The 17,877-nt window shown below is 68.5% G+C and carries 17 protein-coding genes; 3 read left to right on the top strand and 14 right to left on the bottom strand.

What is annotated here, in order from left to right; all coding sequences use genetic code 11:
* Positions 1-138 precede the first annotated feature (138 nt).
* The 4 genes from ACK8CO_RS00725 to ACK8CO_RS00710 all read right to left on the bottom strand — a co-directional run bounded on the left by ACK8CO_RS00725 (position 139) and on the right by ACK8CO_RS00710 (position 4,335).
* Positions 139-978 carry an ABC transporter permease gene (locus tag ACK8CO_RS00725; protein ID WP_414897797.1) on the bottom strand — a complete coding sequence of 280 codons (840 nt, stop codon included), beginning with the start codon at positions 976-978 and terminating at the stop codon, positions 139-141.
* Position 979: 1 nt separating this feature from the next.
* Positions 980-1,888 carry an ABC transporter permease gene (locus ACK8CO_RS00720; protein WP_414897796.1) on the bottom strand — a complete coding sequence of 303 codons (909 nt, stop codon included), beginning with the start codon at positions 1,886-1,888 and terminating at the stop codon, positions 980-982.
* A gap of 160 nt (positions 1,889-2,048) precedes the next feature.
* The gene (locus ACK8CO_RS00715; protein WP_414897795.1) at positions 2,049-3,323 is read right to left on the bottom strand and encodes an ABC transporter substrate-binding protein; all 1,275 of its coding nucleotides are present in this window, start codon (positions 3,321-3,323) and stop codon (positions 2,049-2,051) included.
* Positions 3,324-3,351: 28 nt separating this feature from the next.
* A complete protein-coding gene (locus ACK8CO_RS00710) occupies positions 3,352-4,335 on the bottom strand; it encodes an ABC transporter ATP-binding protein (protein ID WP_414897794.1) in 984 nt (327 codons plus the stop codon).
* 238 nt (positions 4,336-4,573) lie between these two features.
* Between ACK8CO_RS00710 and ACK8CO_RS00705 the strand changes: the two genes are divergently transcribed.
* Both ACK8CO_RS00705 and ACK8CO_RS00700 read left to right on the top strand, forming a co-directional pair.
* Positions 4,574-5,284, top strand: coding sequence for a GntR family transcriptional regulator (locus ACK8CO_RS00705; protein ID WP_414897793.1), 711 nt, complete (start codon positions 4,574-4,576; stop codon positions 5,282-5,284).
* Positions 5,281-6,126, top strand: coding sequence for a GNAT family N-acetyltransferase (locus ACK8CO_RS00700; protein WP_414897792.1), 846 nt, complete (start codon positions 5,281-5,283; stop codon positions 6,124-6,126). The genes ACK8CO_RS00705 and ACK8CO_RS00700 overlap by 4 nt, the downstream gene beginning before the upstream one ends.
* Positions 6,127-6,172: 46 nt before the next feature.
* Here the strand turns inward: ACK8CO_RS00700 and ACK8CO_RS00695 are convergent, their stop codons facing one another.
* From ACK8CO_RS00695 to ACK8CO_RS00650, 10 genes are all read right to left on the bottom strand, one after another.
* Positions 6,173-7,261: a DUF1513 domain-containing protein gene (locus ACK8CO_RS00695; protein ID WP_414897791.1), complete on the bottom strand. Its 1,089-nt coding sequence runs from the start codon at positions 7,259-7,261 to the stop codon at positions 6,173-6,175.
* Between the two features lies 1 nt (position 7,262).
* Positions 7,263-8,273: an imelysin family protein gene (locus ACK8CO_RS00690; RefSeq protein WP_414897790.1), complete on the bottom strand. Its 1,011-nt coding sequence runs from the start codon at positions 8,271-8,273 to the stop codon at positions 7,263-7,265.
* Positions 8,270-9,736, bottom strand: coding sequence for a di-heme oxidoredictase family protein (locus ACK8CO_RS00685; protein WP_414897789.1), 1,467 nt, complete (start codon positions 9,734-9,736; stop codon positions 8,270-8,272). Before ACK8CO_RS00685 ends, ACK8CO_RS00690 begins: the two co-directional genes overlap by 4 nt.
* A 22-nt stretch (positions 9,737-9,758) precedes the next feature.
* On the bottom strand, positions 9,759-10,244 hold the full coding sequence (gene bfr / locus ACK8CO_RS00680; protein ID WP_080616281.1) for a bacterioferritin: 486 nt from the start codon (positions 10,242-10,244) through the stop codon (positions 9,759-9,761).
* The gene (locus tag ACK8CO_RS00675) at positions 10,211-10,486 is read right to left on the bottom strand and encodes a bacterioferritin-associated ferredoxin (protein WP_080616282.1); all 276 of its coding nucleotides are present in this window, start codon (positions 10,484-10,486) and stop codon (positions 10,211-10,213) included. Before ACK8CO_RS00675 ends, bfr begins: the two co-directional genes overlap by 34 nt.
* A 58-nt stretch (positions 10,487-10,544) precedes the next feature.
* The gene (locus ACK8CO_RS00670; protein ID WP_414897788.1) at positions 10,545-11,816 is read right to left on the bottom strand and encodes an imelysin family protein; all 1,272 of its coding nucleotides are present in this window, start codon (positions 11,814-11,816) and stop codon (positions 10,545-10,547) included.
* A 32-nt stretch (positions 11,817-11,848) separates the two neighbouring features.
* The gene (locus ACK8CO_RS00665; RefSeq protein WP_080616284.1) at positions 11,849-12,349 is read right to left on the bottom strand and encodes a hypothetical protein; all 501 of its coding nucleotides are present in this window, start codon (positions 12,347-12,349) and stop codon (positions 11,849-11,851) included.
* Between the two features lie 292 nt (positions 12,350-12,641).
* Positions 12,642-13,745 carry an S-methyl-5-thioribose-1-phosphate isomerase gene (mtnA, locus tag ACK8CO_RS00660; RefSeq protein ID WP_414897787.1) on the bottom strand — a complete coding sequence of 368 codons (1,104 nt, stop codon included), beginning with the start codon at positions 13,743-13,745 and terminating at the stop codon, positions 12,642-12,644.
* An 85-nt stretch (positions 13,746-13,830) separates the two neighbouring features.
* A complete protein-coding gene (locus tag ACK8CO_RS00655) occupies positions 13,831-14,772 on the bottom strand; it encodes a glucokinase (RefSeq protein ID WP_414897786.1) in 942 nt (313 codons plus the stop codon).
* Complete coding sequence (locus ACK8CO_RS00650) at positions 14,769-16,112, bottom strand: GH1 family beta-glucosidase (RefSeq protein ID WP_414897785.1); 1,344 nt, start codon at positions 16,110-16,112, stop codon at positions 14,769-14,771. The genes ACK8CO_RS00655 and ACK8CO_RS00650 overlap by 4 nt, the downstream gene beginning before the upstream one ends.
* A 393-nt stretch (positions 16,113-16,505) precedes the next feature.
* Between ACK8CO_RS00650 and ACK8CO_RS00645 the strand changes: the two genes are divergently transcribed.
* Entirely contained in the window at positions 16,506-17,870 is a 1,365-nt protein-coding gene (locus tag ACK8CO_RS00645) for an ABC transporter substrate-binding protein (protein ID WP_414897784.1), read from the top strand.
* Positions 17,871-17,877 lie beyond the last annotated feature (7 nt).

Below are 17,877 nucleotides of genomic sequence, written 5' to 3'. Positions count from 1 at the left end.
GTCTCTCCTCGGCCCCGCGCCCGCGTCGCGGCCGCGCATTCCGGGAGCTCCTACGCGAAGGCCATGCCCGGTGCTTCTTTCCTGTGGGCTTCTGCCCGGTGCTTCTTTCCCGTGCTTCGGCCAGGGACGCGCCGGGGCTCAGACCATCCCCCGACCGGCATCCGAGCCCTGCCGCGCGCGGCTGCGATTCATCGCCCAGACTGCGGCGAGGAAGGCGCCGATCACGACCAGCGAGAAGGCGGTGGTCAGCGTGCCCAGCGCGAAGATCACGGGCGTCGTGACATTGGTGGTCATGCCGTAGATCTCCAGCGGCAGGGTATTGTGGCTGCCGGCGGTCAGCAGGGTCCGGGCGAATTCGTCGTAGGACAGCGTGAAGCCGAACAGCGCCACCCCGATCAGCGAGGGCGCGATGATCGGCAGCACCACATGGCGGATGGTCTGCCAGGCACTGGCGCCCTGATCGCGCGCGGCCTCCTCATAGCTCTTGTCGAAGCGGTTGAAGACCGCGAACATGATCAGAAGGCCGAAGGGCAGGGTCCAGGTCAGCTGCGCACCGAAGCCCGATGTCGCCCAATGGACGTCGAGCCCCGACTGGCTGAAGATCAGCCCGACCCCCAGCGAGACCAGGATCGACGGGATCACGAGCGAGGTCACCACCAGATAGAACAGCACCCCCGACCCGGCAAAGCGCTTGCGAAAGGCAAGCCCCCCCATCACCGACACGACGATTGTCGTCCCCATCACCATCAGCCCCAGCGTGAAGGACCGCCCGAAGCTGCCCCAGATATCGCCCACCGCCTGCTGCTCGAAGAGATCGCGGAACCAGTGCAGCGAGACCCCTCGCATCGGGAAGGTCAGCCCGCCTTCGGGCCCCTGAAAGCTGAGAATGGCGATGGTCAGGGTCGGGCCGTAGAGAAACAGCAGGAACAGCGCGAAGAACGCGGCCAGCAGGTAGAAGGAACGCGGGCGGCGGTCCATGTCAAAGCTCCTTCCGGATGTCGACGAAGCGCAGCAGGATGCCGATGACCAGCAAGACCGTGATCAGCAGGATGACGGCGGTGGCGGCGGCCGAAGGGTATTGCAGAAGCGCGATGTCGTTCGAGATCAGGCGTCCGACATTCGCGGATTGCGAGCCCGACATGAAGCGCACGGTGATGAAATCGCCCATCACCAGCGTCACCACGAAGATCGAGCCGATCATGATACCGGGCTTGCAGAGCGGGATGATGACATTGGTCAGGGTCTGGAACCCGGTCGCGCCGGCATCATAGGCCGCCTCGATCAGCGAGCGGTCGATCCGCATCATGGTGTTGAAGATCGGCACCACCATGAACAGCGTGTAGAGATGGACGAAGGCCAGGATCACCGAGAAATCGGAATAAAGCAGCCAGTCCATCGGCCGGTCGGTCACGCCCAGCGACATCAGCGTCGAATTGGCGATGCCGTTGCGCCCCAGAAACGGGATCCAGGAAATCATCCGGATGATGTTCGAGGTCCAGAAGGGAATGGTGCACAGAAGAAACAGCGCGATCTGCCAGGTCAGCGAGCGGACATGGAAGGCCAGGAAATAGGCCACCGTGAAGCCTATGGTCAGCGTGAAGGCCCAGGTCAGTGCCGCGTATTTGAAGGTGTTCAGGAACACCTTCCAGGTCACGGGCGAGGTCAGCAGGAATTCGTAATTGTCCCAGCGGAAGGCCGGATAGATCGAGAATTCGGTCGCGCCCCAGAAGCTGACGATCACGATCATCGCGATCGGCAGCAGCAGGAAGACCGCGAGCACAAGCCCCAGCGGCGAGGCCAGCAACCAGCCCGAGACATGGCGGTTCTTCAGAAGCGCGCCGGACAAAAGCCGCGAGGCGGCGGGAAAGGTCTTCGGATGGGCGGCCATGCGCGCTCTCTTCTGTTCCGGAATGGAGCCCCTCCCCCGGGGGGCCGGGGGAAGGGCGGGGACCGGGCGCCACGGAAGATGGGAAACCCGCGCCGGTCCCGTCGGTCAGGGGGGCCTGGCTTCCTCGCCCCGACCCAAGACTTGGCTCACGACTTGGCCGTCAGGCGGCGATGAACTCGTTCCACTTGCGGATCATGTACTGGTTCTCGTCCATGACCGCGTTCCAGCAGGCGATATGGCTCATGCGGTCGTCGAAAGAGCCGCCATCGCGGGTCTCGCCGGGCTGTGCCATGGGCTTGCCGTAAGGATCGGTGATGACCTCGGTCGCGGGCTTGCCCTCGAACCAGTAGCCCCATTCGTTCTCGCTCATATAGGCCTTCGAGGTTTCCGGAACGGCCGAATAGTAGCCCTGCCGCATCAGGAAGCCGCCGACCCAGCCGTCGAGATACCAGTTGATGTAGTCATAGGCCGCGTCGAGCTCGATCCCCGAGAGGTTCCTCGACAGCCCGATGCCGCCGCCCCAGGCGCGGTAGCCTTCCTTCAGCGGCTGGTACACGCAGGGAATGCCGCGCGACTTGACCGCGGCGATGGCGGGCGACCACATCGACTGGATCACCACCTCGCCCGAGGCCATCAGGTTCACGCTTTCGTCGAAGGTCTTCCAGAAGGCGCGGAATTGTCCGGCCTTCTTGGCCTCGGTCATGATCGCGAGGGTCCTGTCGATCTCGTCGCGGGTCATGTTGCCCTTGTCGCCATAGGTGATCTCGCCCATCGCCTCGCAGACCATGGCCGCATCCATGATGCCGATGGCCGAGATGTCGAGGATCGAGGCCTTGCCCCGGAAGGCGGGGTTCAGAAGCTCGGCCCAGCTCTCGACCGGGTGGTCGATGAGATCGGGGCGGATGCCCAGCGTGTCGGCATTGTAGATCGTCGGGATCAGCGTCATCCAGCCGGTCTCGTGATCGGCGAAGCCGGTCCCGTCGGGGCCGTCGGTGAAGCCCACGCTATGGGGCGAGGTGCCCTGGGCGATGGCCGCGCCGGGCGTCAGCCGGCCATCCTTGAAGATGCCGACGATCTTGTCGTAATTCTTGATCCTGCCGACATCCATGCCCTGCAGGTTGCCGGTCGGCCAGACCTTCTTGCAGATCCAGTATTCGATATCGGCGATGTCGAAGGATTTGGGCTGGGTCGCGGCGCGCTGGGTGACGGCGTCGCTGTCAAGCGCGGTCATCTCGAGGGTGAAGCCCAGATCCTCCTTCACCTTCTGCGCCACTTCGTTGATGTTCGACACGCCGGTGCCGAACTGGCGCAGGGTTACGTCCCTGATGTTCTGGGCCCAGATCAGCGGCGCCGGAAAGGCGCTGGCCGCAACGCCCGCGGCGGCGCCCTTCAGCAGGCTGCGCCGGTTCAGGCCGGTACCGGTGGCTTTTGTCATCTCTGTCTCCATGCTGGACTTCATCGGATCACGCGGTAAGCGCGTGGAGGTGGGCGTCGTCCCAGCTCAGTCCGACGCCGTCGCCGGGCTGGATGGGACGGGAAAAATAGCGGTCTTCGGGCAGGATCGCGGTCAGCTCCTGATCGCCCGCGGTCATCAGCGTCAGCGCGACGCTGGTGCCCTGGTATTCGATGCCGGTGACATGACCCTCGAGCTTGCCGGTTTGGGCCTCGGTCACGGCGATCTGGTCGGCACGGATCGCGAAATGGCCGCGCGGCAGGGCGATGACGTTATGCCCGCCCATGAAGCGCGCCACGAATTCGGTGCGCGGGCTGTTGAACACCTCACGCGCGGGGCCCGCCTGCTCGATCACCGCATCGTTCATCACCACGATCTCGTCGGCGAGCGCCAGCGCCTCGTCCTGGCCATGGGTGACATGGACGAAGGTGATGCCCAGCTCGCGCTGCAGCTTCTTCAGCTCGGACCGCATCCGGATGCGCAGGAACGGGTCGAGCGCCGACAGCGGCTCGTCCAGCAGCAGGACCTGCGGATTGGTGATCAGCGCCCTGGCCAGCGCCACCCGCTGCTGCTGGCCGCCCGACAGCTGGGCGGGCAGGCGTCCGGCATAGGCGGTCATGTGCACGAGCTCCAGAAGCTCCATCGCGCGGCGGCGGCGGGTCTCGCGCTCGACCCCCTTCATCTTCAGGCTGAAGGCCACATTGTCGGCGACCGACAGATGCGGGAAAAGCGCATAGTTCTGGAACATCATCGCGGTGCCGCGACGCGCGGGCGGCAGGCGCGAGATATCCTGCCCGGCCAGCACGATGGCGCCGTCCGAGACCTCTTCATGGCCTGCGATCATCCTGAGCGTCGAGGACTTGCCGCAGCCCGACGGCCCCAGCAGACAGGCATAGGTGCCGCCCCGGAACAGATGTTGGATGCCATCGACCGCGACAGTCTCGCCATAGCGTTTCGTCAGGGCCACGAGTTCCAGATCGAGTTCAGTGCGCATGCCGCTCCCCAGAAGCCATTGCCTCACCTTTCCGAGGCATGCCGGGCGCGAAAAGGCCCGGGCGCCCGGCATGCCCCGGCCTTTCGCGGCACGCCGGAATTTTGGGCGGATGCGGACAATATTGTCGGGAGGATGATCGAAGATTGTATACGATCTCCTCGCCTGACCATCACAACCTTGGGGAGTCTTGTCCGGCTGCCCGAGTCGCGGCAGGACAGGGGCAGACGAGGAGAACGCCGTGACCGACCTGTCCCCGACACCGCGCCAGGAGAGCAGGCGGGCCAGCCGTGCCCGCGACGTGGCCGGGCATCTGACCCGGGCGATCCACGAACGCCGGCTGGGGCCCGGGATGAAGCTGTCCGAGGACGAGGTGGGAGAGATCTTCGGGGTCAGCCGCACCATCGTGCGGGCGGCGCTGCAACAGCTCGCCCATGACTGCCTGGTCGTCATCGAACCCCATCGCGGCGCCTTCGTCGCCCATCCGACCGTGCGCGAGGCGCGCGAGGTGTTCGAGGCGCGCGCCCTTGTCGAACCGCGCACCGCGCGCTCGGCCGCCCTGCGCGCGACGGCGCAGGATATCGCGTTGCTCGCCCAGCATATCGAGCAGGAGCACGAGGCCATGGCGGCGTGCCGCAACGGGCAGGCGCTGCGGCTGTCGGGGCAGTTCCATATCGAGATCGCGCGGATCGCCGATCAGGCCATTCTCGCGGGCTTCATCACGCAACTGATCTCGCGCTCGTCGCTGGTGATCGCGCTATACTGGCGGCGACCGCAGGCGATGTGCGAGGCTCATGCCCATCACGCGCTCATGCGGGCGCTTGAGGACCGCGACGGCGACCGGGCCGCCGAGATCATGAAGGGCCATCTGCTCGACCTTCTGTCGCTTCTCGATCTGCACGAGCCCGCGCCGGTGCCACTGACACTGAGGGAGGCTCTGACAGGCGAATGAACCTGAACCTGCGCAGGATGACCGCCGACGAACTGCCCGTGGTGCTGGACTGGGCCGCCGAGGAGGGCTGGAACCCCGGGCTCGACGATGCGGCGGCCTTCCATGCCGCCGATCCCGCGGGCTTTTTCGTGGCCGAGGCCGGGGCCAAGGCCGGGGGGAGGATCGTGGCCGCCATTTCGGTCGTGAACCATACCGACGCTGTCGCCTTTCTGGGGCTTTACCTTTGCCGTCCCGACTGGCGCAAGCAGGGCATCGGCCATGCGCTCTGGACCCATGCGCTCGGGCATGCGGGGGCGCGGACGGTGGGGCTCGACGGGGTCGAGGCGCAGCAGGAGAATTACCGCAAGAGCGGGTTCGAACCGGCCGGACGGACGGTGCGCTATGCCGGGGTGCTGCCCGGACGCGCCCATTCCGGCATCGGGCCCGTGCTGCAAGGCGATCTCGGGACGCTGATCGCGATGGAGGCCGGGGCCACGGGCTATGAGAAGCGCGCCTTCCTGTCGGCATGGACGACGGATTGCGAGACCCGGCGCACGCTTGTTTGCCGTGCGGCAGGCGGGGTCGCGGGTTTTGCCACCATCCGGGCCTGCCGCGAGGGCTGGAAGATCGGCCCGCTGGTGGCTGCGGATAGGGCGGTCGCGGCGGCCTTGATCGAGACCTGCGGCCGGATCGCCCATGGCGCCCCCGCGATGATCGACGTGCCGCAGTCGAGCCCCTGGCTTGCCGGGCATTGCCGGGCGCTGGGGCTGGTCCCGGTCTTCGGCACGGCGCGGATGTATCGCGGCCCGGCGCCGGTGCCGGGCCCCGCAATCGCAGCGGTGGCGACGCTGGAACTCGGCTGAGCGCCCTTGCGTCCTCGGGGGGCTCGGCGCGCCCCTGGGCGGGCTGTCAGGCCACGCCCACCGTCACCAGGTGGTTGTCGAAGGAACGGGCCTGCCGGACCGTCCAGACCGGGCGCAGGCCCTGCAGCCCCAGCACCGTCCCGGTCCCGGTCGTGGCAACGAAGCCGCCGCCCTCGGCGGGGGCCAGGCCGCAGACATCGTGGGCCTCGATCGCGCCCGCAAACCGCTCTGCCGCGATGTCGAAGACCTGTACCCGGCCGCCGCGCGGCGACGAGATCGCGACCTCGGCCCCATCCCCGGAGATCGCGACCGAGCCCGCATAGCCCTGCATCGCGGCATGTTCCTCGCCGGGAGCGTCAAGCCAGACCGGCGCGGTTCCCGGCCGGTGCAGGCCCAGAAGCGGCGGCCGCTCGTCCCTCGGGCCCTGCCATTGCATGGCGAAGGCGACGGTGCCGCCCGGGCCCAGCGCCAGATGCCGGATCGAATTCATGTGCCACTCCTCGGGCGGCGCGACGGTTTCAAGCAGCGTCCCCTCGAGGCTTACATAGGCGAGGTTCGGCGCCATGAACGGGATGTTGAGCTTGGTCCGGCCGCTGTCGGGATGGGTCTCGATCCCGCCATTGGCGATCACCAGGCTGCGGCCGTCGGGCATCAGCCTGATCTCATGCGGACCGGTGCCGTGGCTGTCGAATTCGCCGACCCGAAGATAGCCTGCCTCGGTGTCCCAGATTCCGATCACGCCACGCGCCGCATCATAGTCGTTTTCGGCCGTGTACATGTAGCGCCCGTCGGCGGAATAGGCGCCATGGCCGTAGAAATGCCGCCCCTCGGGTGCGTCGAGCACGGCGTTGATCCGTCCCTCGCGACAGTCGATCACCAGCGCGAAGGTGCCGGGGCGGCGGGCAAACGCCGTGGCCTCGGGCCGGATCGGATGGGCGGCGGCGGCATGGCCGCGCTGGGGCAGGGGCAGGCGGAACCTCTCGCCGCCCCCGGCATCTAGCCCGACCAGCATCTGTCGCCCGTCGCTTTCCTGCGCGGCGCTCAGAAAGGCCGGGCTGCCGGCATCGGCCCAGCCCACCCGGGGGCAGAGCGAGGCGGCAAGCGCCCCGGTCAGGAAGCTTCGGCGATCGGCCATCTCAGTCTCCGTCTCTCGAATTGAACCCGGCCGCGACGCCGAGCGCGGGGCCGAGGCTTGCCCGGCTTTCCTCGGCGATCTCGTGGATCGCCTGTTGCAGGATCTCGACCCTTAGCCGCCCCTGTGGCGTTGCGACCCCGGCAAAGACCGGATCGTCCAGATTGGCCGCGATCCCGTCGGCGCGGTCGAAATCGGCCTTCAGGGCGGCGGCGCTGGCCGGGTCTTCCGCAGCCATCAGCAGCGCCAGCTCGCGCAGCGCGTCCAGCGTCACCGTCACGTTATGCAGCGACCGTCCCGAGCGCCGGCTTTCGGCCCGGTTCGGGCGCGGCCGCTCGAAGGTGCCGAGCGGACGGCCGAGCCTGAGGTCGACATCGACCTGCAGCCCTTCATGGAGCGCGGTGAAGAAGGCCTTTAGCACCTCGCGTTCGTCCTTGTAGGGCGTGCCGGGGCCGGGATTGCGCATCATCTTGGCATAGCCGTCCTGCCAGTCGGCGAGGATCGCCGCGGCCAGCGCATGGATGTCGCGCGCCTCGGCCCGGATCAGGGCGCAGCCATAGGGCGTGGGCTCGGCGAAATCCGGATCGTAAAGCAGGTATTCGAGCGCGTAAAAGCCCCGCGCCGCGACCGAGACGGTGGCGAATTCCGCTTCGTTCCCGACCACCGGGTCGGCATCGGCGATCAGCCCGGACAGCGTCCTGGGCGTCATGCCGCGCGGGTCGGGCCAGAAGGCCAGCGCGAAGGCACGGTTATCGGTCTCGGTCGGGCCGAGCCGCAGATGGCTGACCGCAAGCCAGGCATCGAAGGCCTCGTTCCAGGCCGCGCGCAGCGGTTCCGAGCCGAGGGTGCAATCGGTCCCGGCCGCGGCTTCGAGCGCGGCGGTCGAGGCTTCGAGCCGGGCAAACCCGGGCAGCACATGGCGCTCGATCACCGCATCGGCGATATCGGCGGGCGCGGCGGCAAGTGGCGCTGCGGCAAGCGCCAGTGCGAGGAAAAGGACGGTTCTTCGGATCATAGGCTCTCCAGGAAACGGATCAGGGCGGCGCGGTCGGCCGCTGGCATCGTCGCCACGCGGTCGCGGGCGGGGGCGGCCTCGCCGCCATGCCAGAGCACGGCTTCGAGCAGGCTCCGGGCGCGGCCGTCATGCAGATAGCCCGCCTGCGGTTCCAGCGCGCGGGCCAGACCCAGCCCCCAGAGCGGCGGCGTGCGCCATTCGCGCCCCGAGGGCCCGGCGCCGCCTCCGGCCAGACCCTCGCCCATGTCATGCAGCAGAAGGTCGCTATAGGGCCAGATCAGCTGAAAGCTGAGCGCCGGGGCCTCGGGCAGACGGCGGGTGACGAAGGCGGGGCGGTGGCAGGCGGCGCAGCCGCTGTCGTGGAACAGCTTCTTGCCCGCCAGCACCCCGGGGGCGGCCGCATCGCGCCGGGCGGGCACGGCGGTATGGCGGGAATGCCGCGTCACCAGATCGAGCGCGGTTGCCGAGATCTCGAAACCGTCCTGTTCCGGATCGCCGCCATCGGGCGCGGCGCGGCAGGCGGTCTGGGCCGGGGTGCAGTCGCCATGGCCCTCGGGATAAAGCGGCGAGCTCAGCCCGATGTCATGGGCGAAGGCATGGGCGATCTGGGCCTCCAGCGTCGGTTGCGCGGCGGTCCAGCCGAAGCGGCCCAGCACCGGGCGCCCGTCGGGGCCGGGCAGCAGGCTGGCCCGTCCGGAAATGCCGTCGCCATCTTCATCCTCGGGATCGGCCAGAGCCAGGATCGCCTCTTCGGGGATCGCCTCGAGGAGCCCCAGCCCCGCCAGCCCCGGCGCGATGCGCGGGCTGATGACAGTGTCGGCGCCAAGCGGGCCATATCCCGGATCGGCCAGTTCGTAGCGGGGGCGCCTGAGCAGGGCGCTTTCGCCCCCGGACAGCGCCATCTCGATCTCGTCATAGGCGACCCTCGGGCGGCCTTCGGCGGTCAGCCCGGGCAGGCCCAGCGGCTGGATCTGGCGGCCATAGACCGGGTCGGGCCCTGCGGCGAGGTAACCCTCGATGCCGGATGCGCCGGGGTCGGGAACCGAGAGCTGCAGCATCAGCGCGGCGGGCAGATCGCCCGGCCCCTTGGGCGCCGCGCCCCGGCCGCCGCCCGGATGGCAGGCCAGGCAGGAGCGCGCGTTGAACAGCGGGCCGAGCCCGTCAGAGGCGATGGTCGAGGACGGGGCCGAGACCCAGCCGCGGTCGAAAAGCGCCTGCCCGCCGCGAAAATCGAGCCCCTCGCCCGGGAGCAGGTTGGCCAGCGGCGACGAGAAGGCGGCGGCCCCCGCCACCGTGCCCGCGCCGCCCGCCAGCGCCTCGAAGGGCTGCGGTCGCGTGAAGTCGCGCGGCAGGGCGGTCGCCTCCGAGATGCGGGCCTGTTCGGCTGCGGTGAAGGGCAGTGCGGAAAGACCCGGTCCGGTGACGGCCTGGGTCAGGGGGCCGGCGGCGGCCGCCGACCCCATCCAGAGCCCGAGAAGGGCGGCCTTACTCGGCCTCGTCCATCTTCGAGGCGTTGAGCAGCGCGTAATTCTCGGCGCCGACACGGCCGTAGAGGTCGAGCTGGGTCTCGAGGAAGTCGATATGGCCTTCCTCGTCGGCCAGAAGCTCATCGAACAGCTCCTTGGTGACGTGATCGCCGATCTCGGCGCAGTATTCCCGCGCTTCCTTGTAAAGCGCGCGGGCATCCTGTTCGGCGGCCAGATCGCATTCGAGGGTCTCCTTGGGGCTCTGCCCGATCCGGAGCGGGTCGAGCTTTTGCAGGTTGGGGTGGCCTTCGAGGAACAGGATCCGCGCCATCAGCTTGTCGGCGTGGTTCATCTCCTCGATGCTTTCCTCGCGGCTCTTCTTGGCCATATGGCCGAGCCCCCAGTCATCCTGCAGACGGTAATGCAGCCAGTACTGGCTGATGGCGGTCAGTTCGCTGCGGAGCGCGCTGTTCAGGTATTCGATGACCTTTGGGTCGCCTTGCATGAGGTCTTTTCCTTTCGATGCTTGGGCCTGAGGTTCTGTAAGCCAGGTGGAACCTCTAGACTAGCGTTTGCACGCATCGTGTCTAGGAAGAGCGTCATGCAGTCGCCGCAGTCGGCGCGTTTGCCGAGCGAGCGGAAAACCTTGCCCGGGGTGATGATGGTTGCCGGATCCGAGGCACGCATCCAGTCGATGGCGGCGTTGATATCCTGATCGGAAATGCACTGGCAGTGGCAGACGATCATCCGGGGGCTCCTTCGGAAAGGTGCGGGGCCCCGGCTTGCGGGGCCCCGGGTCAGGACGTCACTGGAAAACGGCCGAGGGGTTGTCGAGGCTGTCCGAGCCCTCGACCGAGACCCCACTGACGCCGAGCGTCTCGACCACGCGTTCGATGCTGGCGGTCTGGTCGACAAGCGCGTTCACGCCGCCCATGATCAGCGCCTCGCCGGCGTCGTTGCCGCGCGCAAGCATCTGGTCATAGGCAAAGCCCGCCTCGGCCGCGGTCTTCAGCCGGGCCAGCGCCGCCATGGTGGCGTCGAGCTTGGTCTTCATCTCGATGTCGAGATCGGCATCCTTAGCCGCGACCAGATCCGAGACCGAAGGCCCCGAGACCTCGGTGCCGTCGATCCGGGTATAGCTGCCCAGATAGACGTTCCGGATGCCCAACCCGTCATAGTAATGGCTGTTATGGGTGTTGTCAGAGAAGCAGTCATGCTCTTCCTCGGGATCGTTCAGCATCAGCCCCAGGCGCATCCGCTCGCCGGCCTGCTCGCCATAGGACAGGCTGCCCATGCCGGTCAGGATCGCCGACAGCCCGGCCGCGTTATCGGCCATCACCGCCGCGCGGGCCTCGCCGCCCTCTTCCCATTGCGCCACCATCCAGCCGAGATCGGAGACCAGAAGATCGGTCGCGGCCTTGAGATAGGCGCCGCGCCGGTCGCAATTGTCGTTGGTGCAGTCATCGCCCCGGGCATAATCGGTCCAGGGCCGCTCGCCCGCACCGGGATCGGTGCCGTTCAGATCCTGCCCCCAGAGCAGGAATTCGATGGCGTGATAGCCGGTCGCGACATTGGCTTCGACCCCGTCGGCCTCGTGCAGCGTCTCGGACAGCAGCTCGGGGGTGATCTCCGAGGCGTCGATGGTCTCGCCCGCGATCTCGAAGCTCGGCGAGGCGATCACGTTGATTGCGGCCAGCGGGTTCTCGTCGGTCGCGCCGCCATAGCCGGCATCGACATAGTCGATCAGCCCCTCGTCGAGCGGCCAGGCATTCACCTTGCCCTCCCAGTCATCGACGATCGGGTTGCCGAAGCGGAACGCCTCGCTCTGCTGATAGGGCACGCGGGCCGCGAGCCATGCCCGGCGCGCGGCGTCGAGCGCCTGCGGCGAGGGCTTGGCGACAAGCGCGTCCACCGCCTGTTGCAGCCGTTCGGCGCCGGTCAGCGCGTCGCCATAGGTGGCGGCGGCAATGTCCGCATAGGTGGACAGCACCGCATCCGGGGCCGGGGCGTCGGCCAGGGCTGCCGTTCCGGCCAGTCCCATGGCCAGCGTGCAGGTGGCGAGCGTCGGTTTCGTCATGCGTTCCCTTCCTTTGGTCTTCTGGTCTTGCGTCAGTGCAATGTTGCCCGGCGTGAGGGCCGGGCGCTCGGGGCGCGCTCGGGCGCCCTGCGGGCCGAAACCGCGGCAAGCGCGAGGCGCCGGAGCGCAATCGCCAGCCTTGCAGCGGGATCGACCAGGCCCGGGGCCATGTCGGCCCGGACCAGCATTGCCGCCAGCAGCATCGCATCCTCGCGATCTCCCGCGCCGGCAGCGGCAACAAATGTGGCAAAACAGGATTCGTCCGCGCCAAGGCAGGGACAGGCGGCGGCGTGCCGCATCAGCGGCCGCCGTCCATACATGGCACAGAGCGTGCAGATCTCGTGCAGGCTGTCGGCTGCATCGCTGCCCTGACGCGGCCCGAGACGGTCCGAAAACTCGCTGCGCAGCCGCTCCTGCGCGTCATCGCCATCGGCCCAGAGCCGCAGGCAGCGCACCGCGCCCGCCTCTACCGGGTCGAGATCGTCGAGAAAGCCAACGGCGGCGCCGCCGCGTCTGTTGGGATCGGCATTCATCTGTCGGTTCTCCTCAGCATCCGGCCAGGCCGGAGCCGGGCTGCCCCGCCCCCTCTGTGCCGTCATGTCCTGGTCGGTCAGAATGCCCGGGCCTTCCGTCAGGGTGGGTTCGGGTCGGTGTTCGCGTTACCCCGAAAACTGACGAAAATGCTCGGATAAGTCAACCTGACTTTTTTGCTCGGATACAGGAATGCCGGGATAGGAGTGCGGCCGGGTTGCGGACCCGGCGCCGGAACGAAAAGGGGCGCGCCGGACCGGCACGCCCCTCATGGGATCGCTGTTGCGGCGGGGCTCAGCCCAGCTTCAACGCTGCATGTTCGGGAAACAGGCGCGCCAGGCCCGCGGTGCTGGCCTCGGCGACGCCGCGTTCGGTGATCAGCCCCGAGACCAGCCGCGCGGGCGTCACGTCGAAGGCGGGGTTGCGCGCGGGCGTGCCATCGGGCGAGATCTGCACCAGCCCCACCACGCCGCCCGGCATCCGGCCCTGGACATGGGTGACCTCGCCGCCGTCGCGCTCCTCGATCGGGATTTCCTTCACCCCGTCCTGCACCGTCCAGTCGATGGTGGGCGAGGGCAGGGCGACATAGAAGGGCACGCCATTGTCCTTCGCGGCCAGAGCCTTCAGGTAGGTGCCGATCTTGTTGCAGACATCGCCCCGTGCGGTGGTGCGGTCGGTGCCGACGATGCAAAGATCGATCTCGCCATGCTGCATCAGATGGCCGCCGGCATTGTCGACGATCAGGTCGTGGCTGACGCCGTGATGGTTCATCTCCCAGGCGGTGAGCTGGGCGCCCTGGTTGCGCGGCCGGGTCTCGTCGACGAAGACATGGACGTCGATCCCCGCCTCGAGCGCGTGATAGATCGGCGAGGTCGCGGTGCCCCAGTCGACGGTCGCCAGCCAGCCCGCATTGCAATGGGTCAGCACGTTGACCCGCTTGCCGCCCTTGCGCTCGGAGATGGCGCGGATGAGCTCGAGCCCGTTCAGCCCGATCTGCCGGTTGATCTCGACATCCTCGTCGCAGATCTCGGCGGCGCGGCGGAAGGCGGCCGCGGCACGCTCGGAAGGCGGCAGCGGCTTCAGCACCCGGGTCATCTCGTCCAGCGCCCAGCGCAGGTTGATCGCGGTCGGCCGGGTCGCGTGCAGCACCTCCCAGGTCTCGGCCAGCGCCGCGTCCGAGGCGTCATCGGCCATCTGCACCGCCACCCCATAGGCGGCCGTGGCCCCGATCAGCGGCGCGCCCCGGACCCACATGTCGCGGATCGCCGCGGCGAAGTCCTGACGGCTGGTCAGCGCGACGATCCGAAGCTCGTGCGGCAGCCAGCGCTGGTCGATGATCTTCACGCTTCCATCGGCCTCGCGCCAGATGGAACGATAATGGGTCCCGTCGATCTTCATGGCCCCTCGGTCCTTTCCTTCACCCTGTCCACCCCACCTGCCTTTTCGCCCGGCCGGTGGCCTTGCGAAAACGCGGTCAGTCGTCTCACTCGGCGCGGGCCAGAAAGCCCGCGCATCCGGTCAGCGCCGAGAAATCGTCGATCACGGTCGAGACCCGGAATTCGGCCATCAGTGCCGAGAACCGTCCCTTGCGCCGGAACGCCCCGGCAAAGCCCATGGCCCCGGCATGGGGCGTGACCGCGCGGGCCATGCCGCCGATCAGGTAGATCCCGCCATAGGGCAGATGCTGCAGCGCCAGATCGCCCGCGACCGTGCCCAGCAGCCCGATGAAGGTCCGGGTCGCCCGGAGCGCCTCGGGATCGGTGCCGAGCGCAGCCAGAACACCGTGGCCGTCCAGCTTGCGCGGCGTTCCGGCCCCGGCCGTCGCCCAGTCGTAAAGCCGCCCCAGCCCGCGCCCCGAAAGCGCCTCCTCGACCGGGGCGAAACCGTCCGCTCCGGCGAGGAAATGCGCCAGCGACAGCGTCTCGCCATCGCCGACCGGCAGGGAAACCTGCCCGGCCTCGGCCTCGGTGACAAGGGGACCATGGGGCAGGGCATGGACCGCGGCCGCGTTGAATCCGGTGCCGATCCCGATCACCAGCCGCGTCGCGCCGGGCTGGGCGGGGCCGTCCAGAACCGGCACCAGCGTCCCGGGCGCGATATGGTCGAGCGCATGGCCCTGGGCGGCCAGATCGTTCAGAAGCCTGACCCGCGGCGTGCCCGTCACCCGGGCGATGGCCGCTTCCTCGATCGTCCAGTCGAGATTGGTCAGCCGCCCGCGCCCGTGGCGGACCGGCCCGGCCAGCGCCGCGCAGGCGCCCGCGATCTCGGGCGAGCCCGCCGCCCGCAGATAGTCGGTCAGCACATCGCCCAGATCGGCATGGTCGGCATTGCGGTAGCGCCGGACCGTTCCGGCCAGCAGACCGGGCCCTTCGGCCAGAGCGACACGGGTATTGGTGCCCCCGATATCGGCGACAAGCGATGTCACGGCGTGCTCTCCTGCAGCATGCGTCTGAGCGCGTGGTAGGATGCCTTGGGGGTGCGCTGCAAGCTCTCGAAATCGACATGGACAAGGCCGAAGCGCTTGCCGTAGCCGAAGGCCCATTCGAAATTGTCGAGCAGCGACCAGAGGATATAGCCCTTCAGCGGCACGCCGCCGGCGATGGCCTCGCGCGCCGCGGCCAGATGGCCTGCAAGAAAGGCGATGCGGTCCTCGTCGCGGATCTCGGGGCCGTTCGCGCCCGCGAGCACCGTGTCGGGGGCGGCCATGCCGTTCTCGGTCACGTAAAGCGGAAGATCGCCCGTGTGGCTGCCGCTGATCCAGCGCAGAAGATCGGGCAGGGCCATCGGGGCGATCTCCCAGCCCATGTCGGTCTTGCGCCCGGGGGCTGGCCGCTCGGCCCAGCCGGGCCAGGGGCCGGGGGCCGGCGCGATGCGCTTGACGGTGTAATAATTCACGCCGAGCCAGTCGATTGGTGCCGAGATCGCCGCTATGTCGGCCTGCCAGCCCGGCGGAAGATACGGTCCGAGCCCCTCGAGCGCGAGATCCGGATAGGCCCCGCGCGCCACGCCGCCCAGAAAGAAGCGGTTGAAGACCGCGTCATAGCGCAGGGCCGCCGCGCGCGCTTCTTCGCCTGGGTCGGCCGGGAAGGCGGGTTCGAAATTCAGCACGATCCCGATCTCGGAGGCCCCGGCCGCCCGGAGCGCGGCAAGCCCCAGCCCGTGCGCGAGCGCCAGATGGTGCATCGCCCGGGCGGTGGCGCGGATGTCGCGCAGACCCGGCGCATGGACCCCCTCGAAATGCCCGAGCCAGCCCGCGCAGAAGGGCTCGTTGACGGTGGCCCAGGACCAGACCCGGTCGCCCAGCCGCTTTGCCATCAGCGCCGCGAAATCGGCAAAGCGATGCGCGGTGTCGCGATTGGCCCAGCCGCCCAGATCGGCCAGCGCCGAGGGCAGCTCCCAGTGATAGAGCGTCAGCGCGGGCCTGAGCCCACGCGCCAGCGTCGCGTCGACGAGCCGGTCGTAGAAATCGAGCCCCTCGGGATTGGGCGCCCCCGCGCCTCCGGGCAGCACCCGCGCCCAGGAGGTCGAGAAGCGGTAGATGTCGAAGCCCGCGCCTGCGACCAGATCCAGATCGGCCTCGTAGCGGGTGAGGTGATCGCAGGCCCGCGCCCCGTCTGCCGCGCCCGCGACATTGCCGGGCGTGGCGGCGAAACTGTCCCAGTGGCAGGGGCCGGCGCCGCCCAGGGCCGCGCCCTCGATCTGATAGGCCGAGGTGGCGGTTCCGAACAGGAAGCCGGGCGGAAAATCGGCGCGGGTCGGGATCATGCGCTCCTCCGGGGCGGGCTGGGGACCGGGCCGTTCGGTCGGCCGGTCGCGGTGGGCCGGGGCATCGGGCGGGGGTGCTGCGATCTGTTTCCCCCGCATGCTTGCCTGCGGCAAGGGAGGCGTCAAGCCTGCCGGAGCGTCGCCCGCGCAGAGCCGGGCGCATGCGGGCAGATGCCGGCAGGGGCGCGGCCGAAACAGGCAGGCGGGACGTCTTTTCGGAAGCCGGGCCGGTCATCTCTCGCGCCTCGGTTGACAGCTTCGCGACCATCGGCCACCGTTTCGGGGCGACTCCCCCCGGGGCGTGCCTGCCCCCGGACGGGAGCAAGACGACAGAACGACAAGACAAAACGACAGGGGCCTGGCCGATGCGCTCAGGTCCGAGGGGAGGTCGATATGCAACTGATCGCGATGGCGGGCCGCGTGGCCGCCGCGCTGGCCCTTGCGACGGGTTCGGCCCATGCGCAGGGTCTCGAATTCACCCCCGGCGAGGATGATCGCTTCTCGTGGCAAAGCTACGAGACCTTCGCCGACAGCCATGATCTGAGCGGCCAAACGCTCGACATCTCGGGGGTCTGGACCGGCCCCGACAAGGACCTGGTCGAAAGCGTGCTGGCCTATTTCGAGGCCGCAACCGGCGCGCAGGTGCGCTATTCCGGCTCGGAGAGCTTCGAGCAGGATATCGTCATCGCCGCCCAGGCCGGATCGGCGCCCGATATCGCGGTCTTTCCCCAGCCGGGCCTTGCCGCCGACATGGCGCGGCGCGGCTTTCTCACGCCGCTGGGCGAGGACACGGCCGACTGGGTGCGCCGGAACTACGCCGCGGGCAAGAGCTGGGTCGATCTGGGCAGCTACGAGAACGAGACCGGCGCCGAGGCGCTTTACGGCTTCTTCTACAAGATCGACGTGAAATCGCTGGTCTGGTACGTGCCGGATGCCTTTGCCGAGGCGGGCTACGAGGTGCCTGGAACGCTCGAGGATCTCAAGGCGCTGACCGAACGCATCGCCGCAGATGGCGGTACGCCCTGGTGCATCGGGCTGGGCTCGGGCGCGGCCACAGGCTGGCCCGCCACCGACTGGGTCGAGGACCTGATGCTGCGCCGCGAGAGGCCCGAGACCTATGACGCCTGGGTCAGCCACGAGATCCCGTTCAACGACCCCGCGGTGGTCGGCGCGATCGAGGATTACGGCTGGTTCGCGCGGAACGACGCCTTCGTCGAGGGCGGCGCGCAGGCGGCCGCCACCACCGATTTCCGCGAAAGCCCGGCCGGGCTCTTCACCTTTCCGCCGGGCTGCTACATGCACCGGCAAGCCAGTTTCATCGACACCTACTTTCCCGAAGGCTCCGAGATCGGGCTCGATGTCGATTTCTTCTACTTTCCGGCCTATGCCGGGCGCGATCTCGGCCGGCCGGTTCTGGGCGCGGGCACGCTCTGGGCGATCACCCGCGACAGCGAGGCCGCGCATGTCTTCATCGATTTCCTGAAGACCCCGATCGCGCATGAGATATGGATGGCGCAATCGGGCTTCCTGACACCCTTCACCGGCGCCAGTCCCGAGGCCTATGCCACCGACAGCATGCGCGCGCAGGGCGAGATCCTGACCAGCGCCACCACCTTCCGCTTCGACGGCTCGGACCTGATGCCGGGCGAGATCGGGGCGGATGCGTTCTGGAAAGGCATGATCGCCTACACCACCGGCCGGAGCGACGCCGAGACCGTGGCGCAGGAGATTGAGCGGCGCTGGAACGCGATCCGCTGAGGCCGCC

Origin of the sequence: Rhodovulum sp. HP10, from assembly GCF_047553435.1 — a bacterium.
In the GTDB taxonomy this organism is placed as follows: Bacteria; Pseudomonadota; Alphaproteobacteria; order Rhodobacterales; family Rhodobacteraceae; genus Rhodovulum.
Note: the sequence above shows the minus strand (reverse complement) of the source record. Positions and strands in the feature narration are given on the sequence as shown.

Coding starts and splice junctions, on each gene's coding strand:
- ACK8CO_RS00650 (WP_414897785.1), bottom strand. CDS start 16,112: ATGATCCCGACCCGCGCCGATTTTCCGCCCGGCTTCCTGTTCGGAACC.
- ACK8CO_RS00675 (WP_080616282.1), bottom strand. CDS start 10,486: ATGATCGTCTGCCACTGCCAGTGCATTTCCGATCAGGATATCAACGCC.
- ACK8CO_RS00665 (WP_080616284.1), bottom strand. CDS start 12,349: ATGAATGCCGATCCCAACAGACGCGGCGGCGCCGCCGTTGGCTTTCTC.
- ACK8CO_RS00710 (WP_414897794.1), bottom strand. CDS start 4,335: ATGCGCACTGAACTCGATCTGGAACTCGTGGCCCTGACGAAACGCTAT.
- ACK8CO_RS00700 (WP_414897792.1), top strand. CDS start 5,281: ATGAACCTGAACCTGCGCAGGATGACCGCCGACGAACTGCCCGTGGTG.
- mtnA (WP_414897787.1), bottom strand. CDS start 13,745: ATGAAGATCGACGGGACCCATTATCGTTCCATCTGGCGCGAGGCCGAT.
- ACK8CO_RS00685 (WP_414897789.1), bottom strand. CDS start 9,736: ATGGGGTCGGCGGCCGCCGCCGGCCCCCTGACCCAGGCCGTCACCGGA.
- ACK8CO_RS00725 (WP_414897797.1), bottom strand. CDS start 978: ATGGACCGCCGCCCGCGTTCCTTCTACCTGCTGGCCGCGTTCTTCGCG.
- ACK8CO_RS00720 (WP_414897796.1), bottom strand. CDS start 1,888: ATGGCCGCCCATCCGAAGACCTTTCCCGCCGCCTCGCGGCTTTTGTCC.
- bfr (WP_080616281.1), bottom strand. CDS start 10,244: ATGCAAGGCGACCCAAAGGTCATCGAATACCTGAACAGCGCGCTCCGC.
- ACK8CO_RS00670 (WP_414897788.1), bottom strand. CDS start 11,816: ATGACGAAACCGACGCTCGCCACCTGCACGCTGGCCATGGGACTGGCC.
- ACK8CO_RS00715 (WP_414897795.1), bottom strand. CDS start 3,323: ATGACAAAAGCCACCGGTACCGGCCTGAACCGGCGCAGCCTGCTGAAG.
- ACK8CO_RS00695 (WP_414897791.1), bottom strand. CDS start 7,261: ATGGCCGATCGCCGAAGCTTCCTGACCGGGGCGCTTGCCGCCTCGCTC.
- ACK8CO_RS00690 (WP_414897790.1), bottom strand. CDS start 8,273: ATGATCCGAAGAACCGTCCTTTTCCTCGCACTGGCGCTTGCCGCAGCG.
- ACK8CO_RS00645 (WP_414897784.1), top strand. CDS start 16,506: ATGCAACTGATCGCGATGGCGGGCCGCGTGGCCGCCGCGCTGGCCCTT.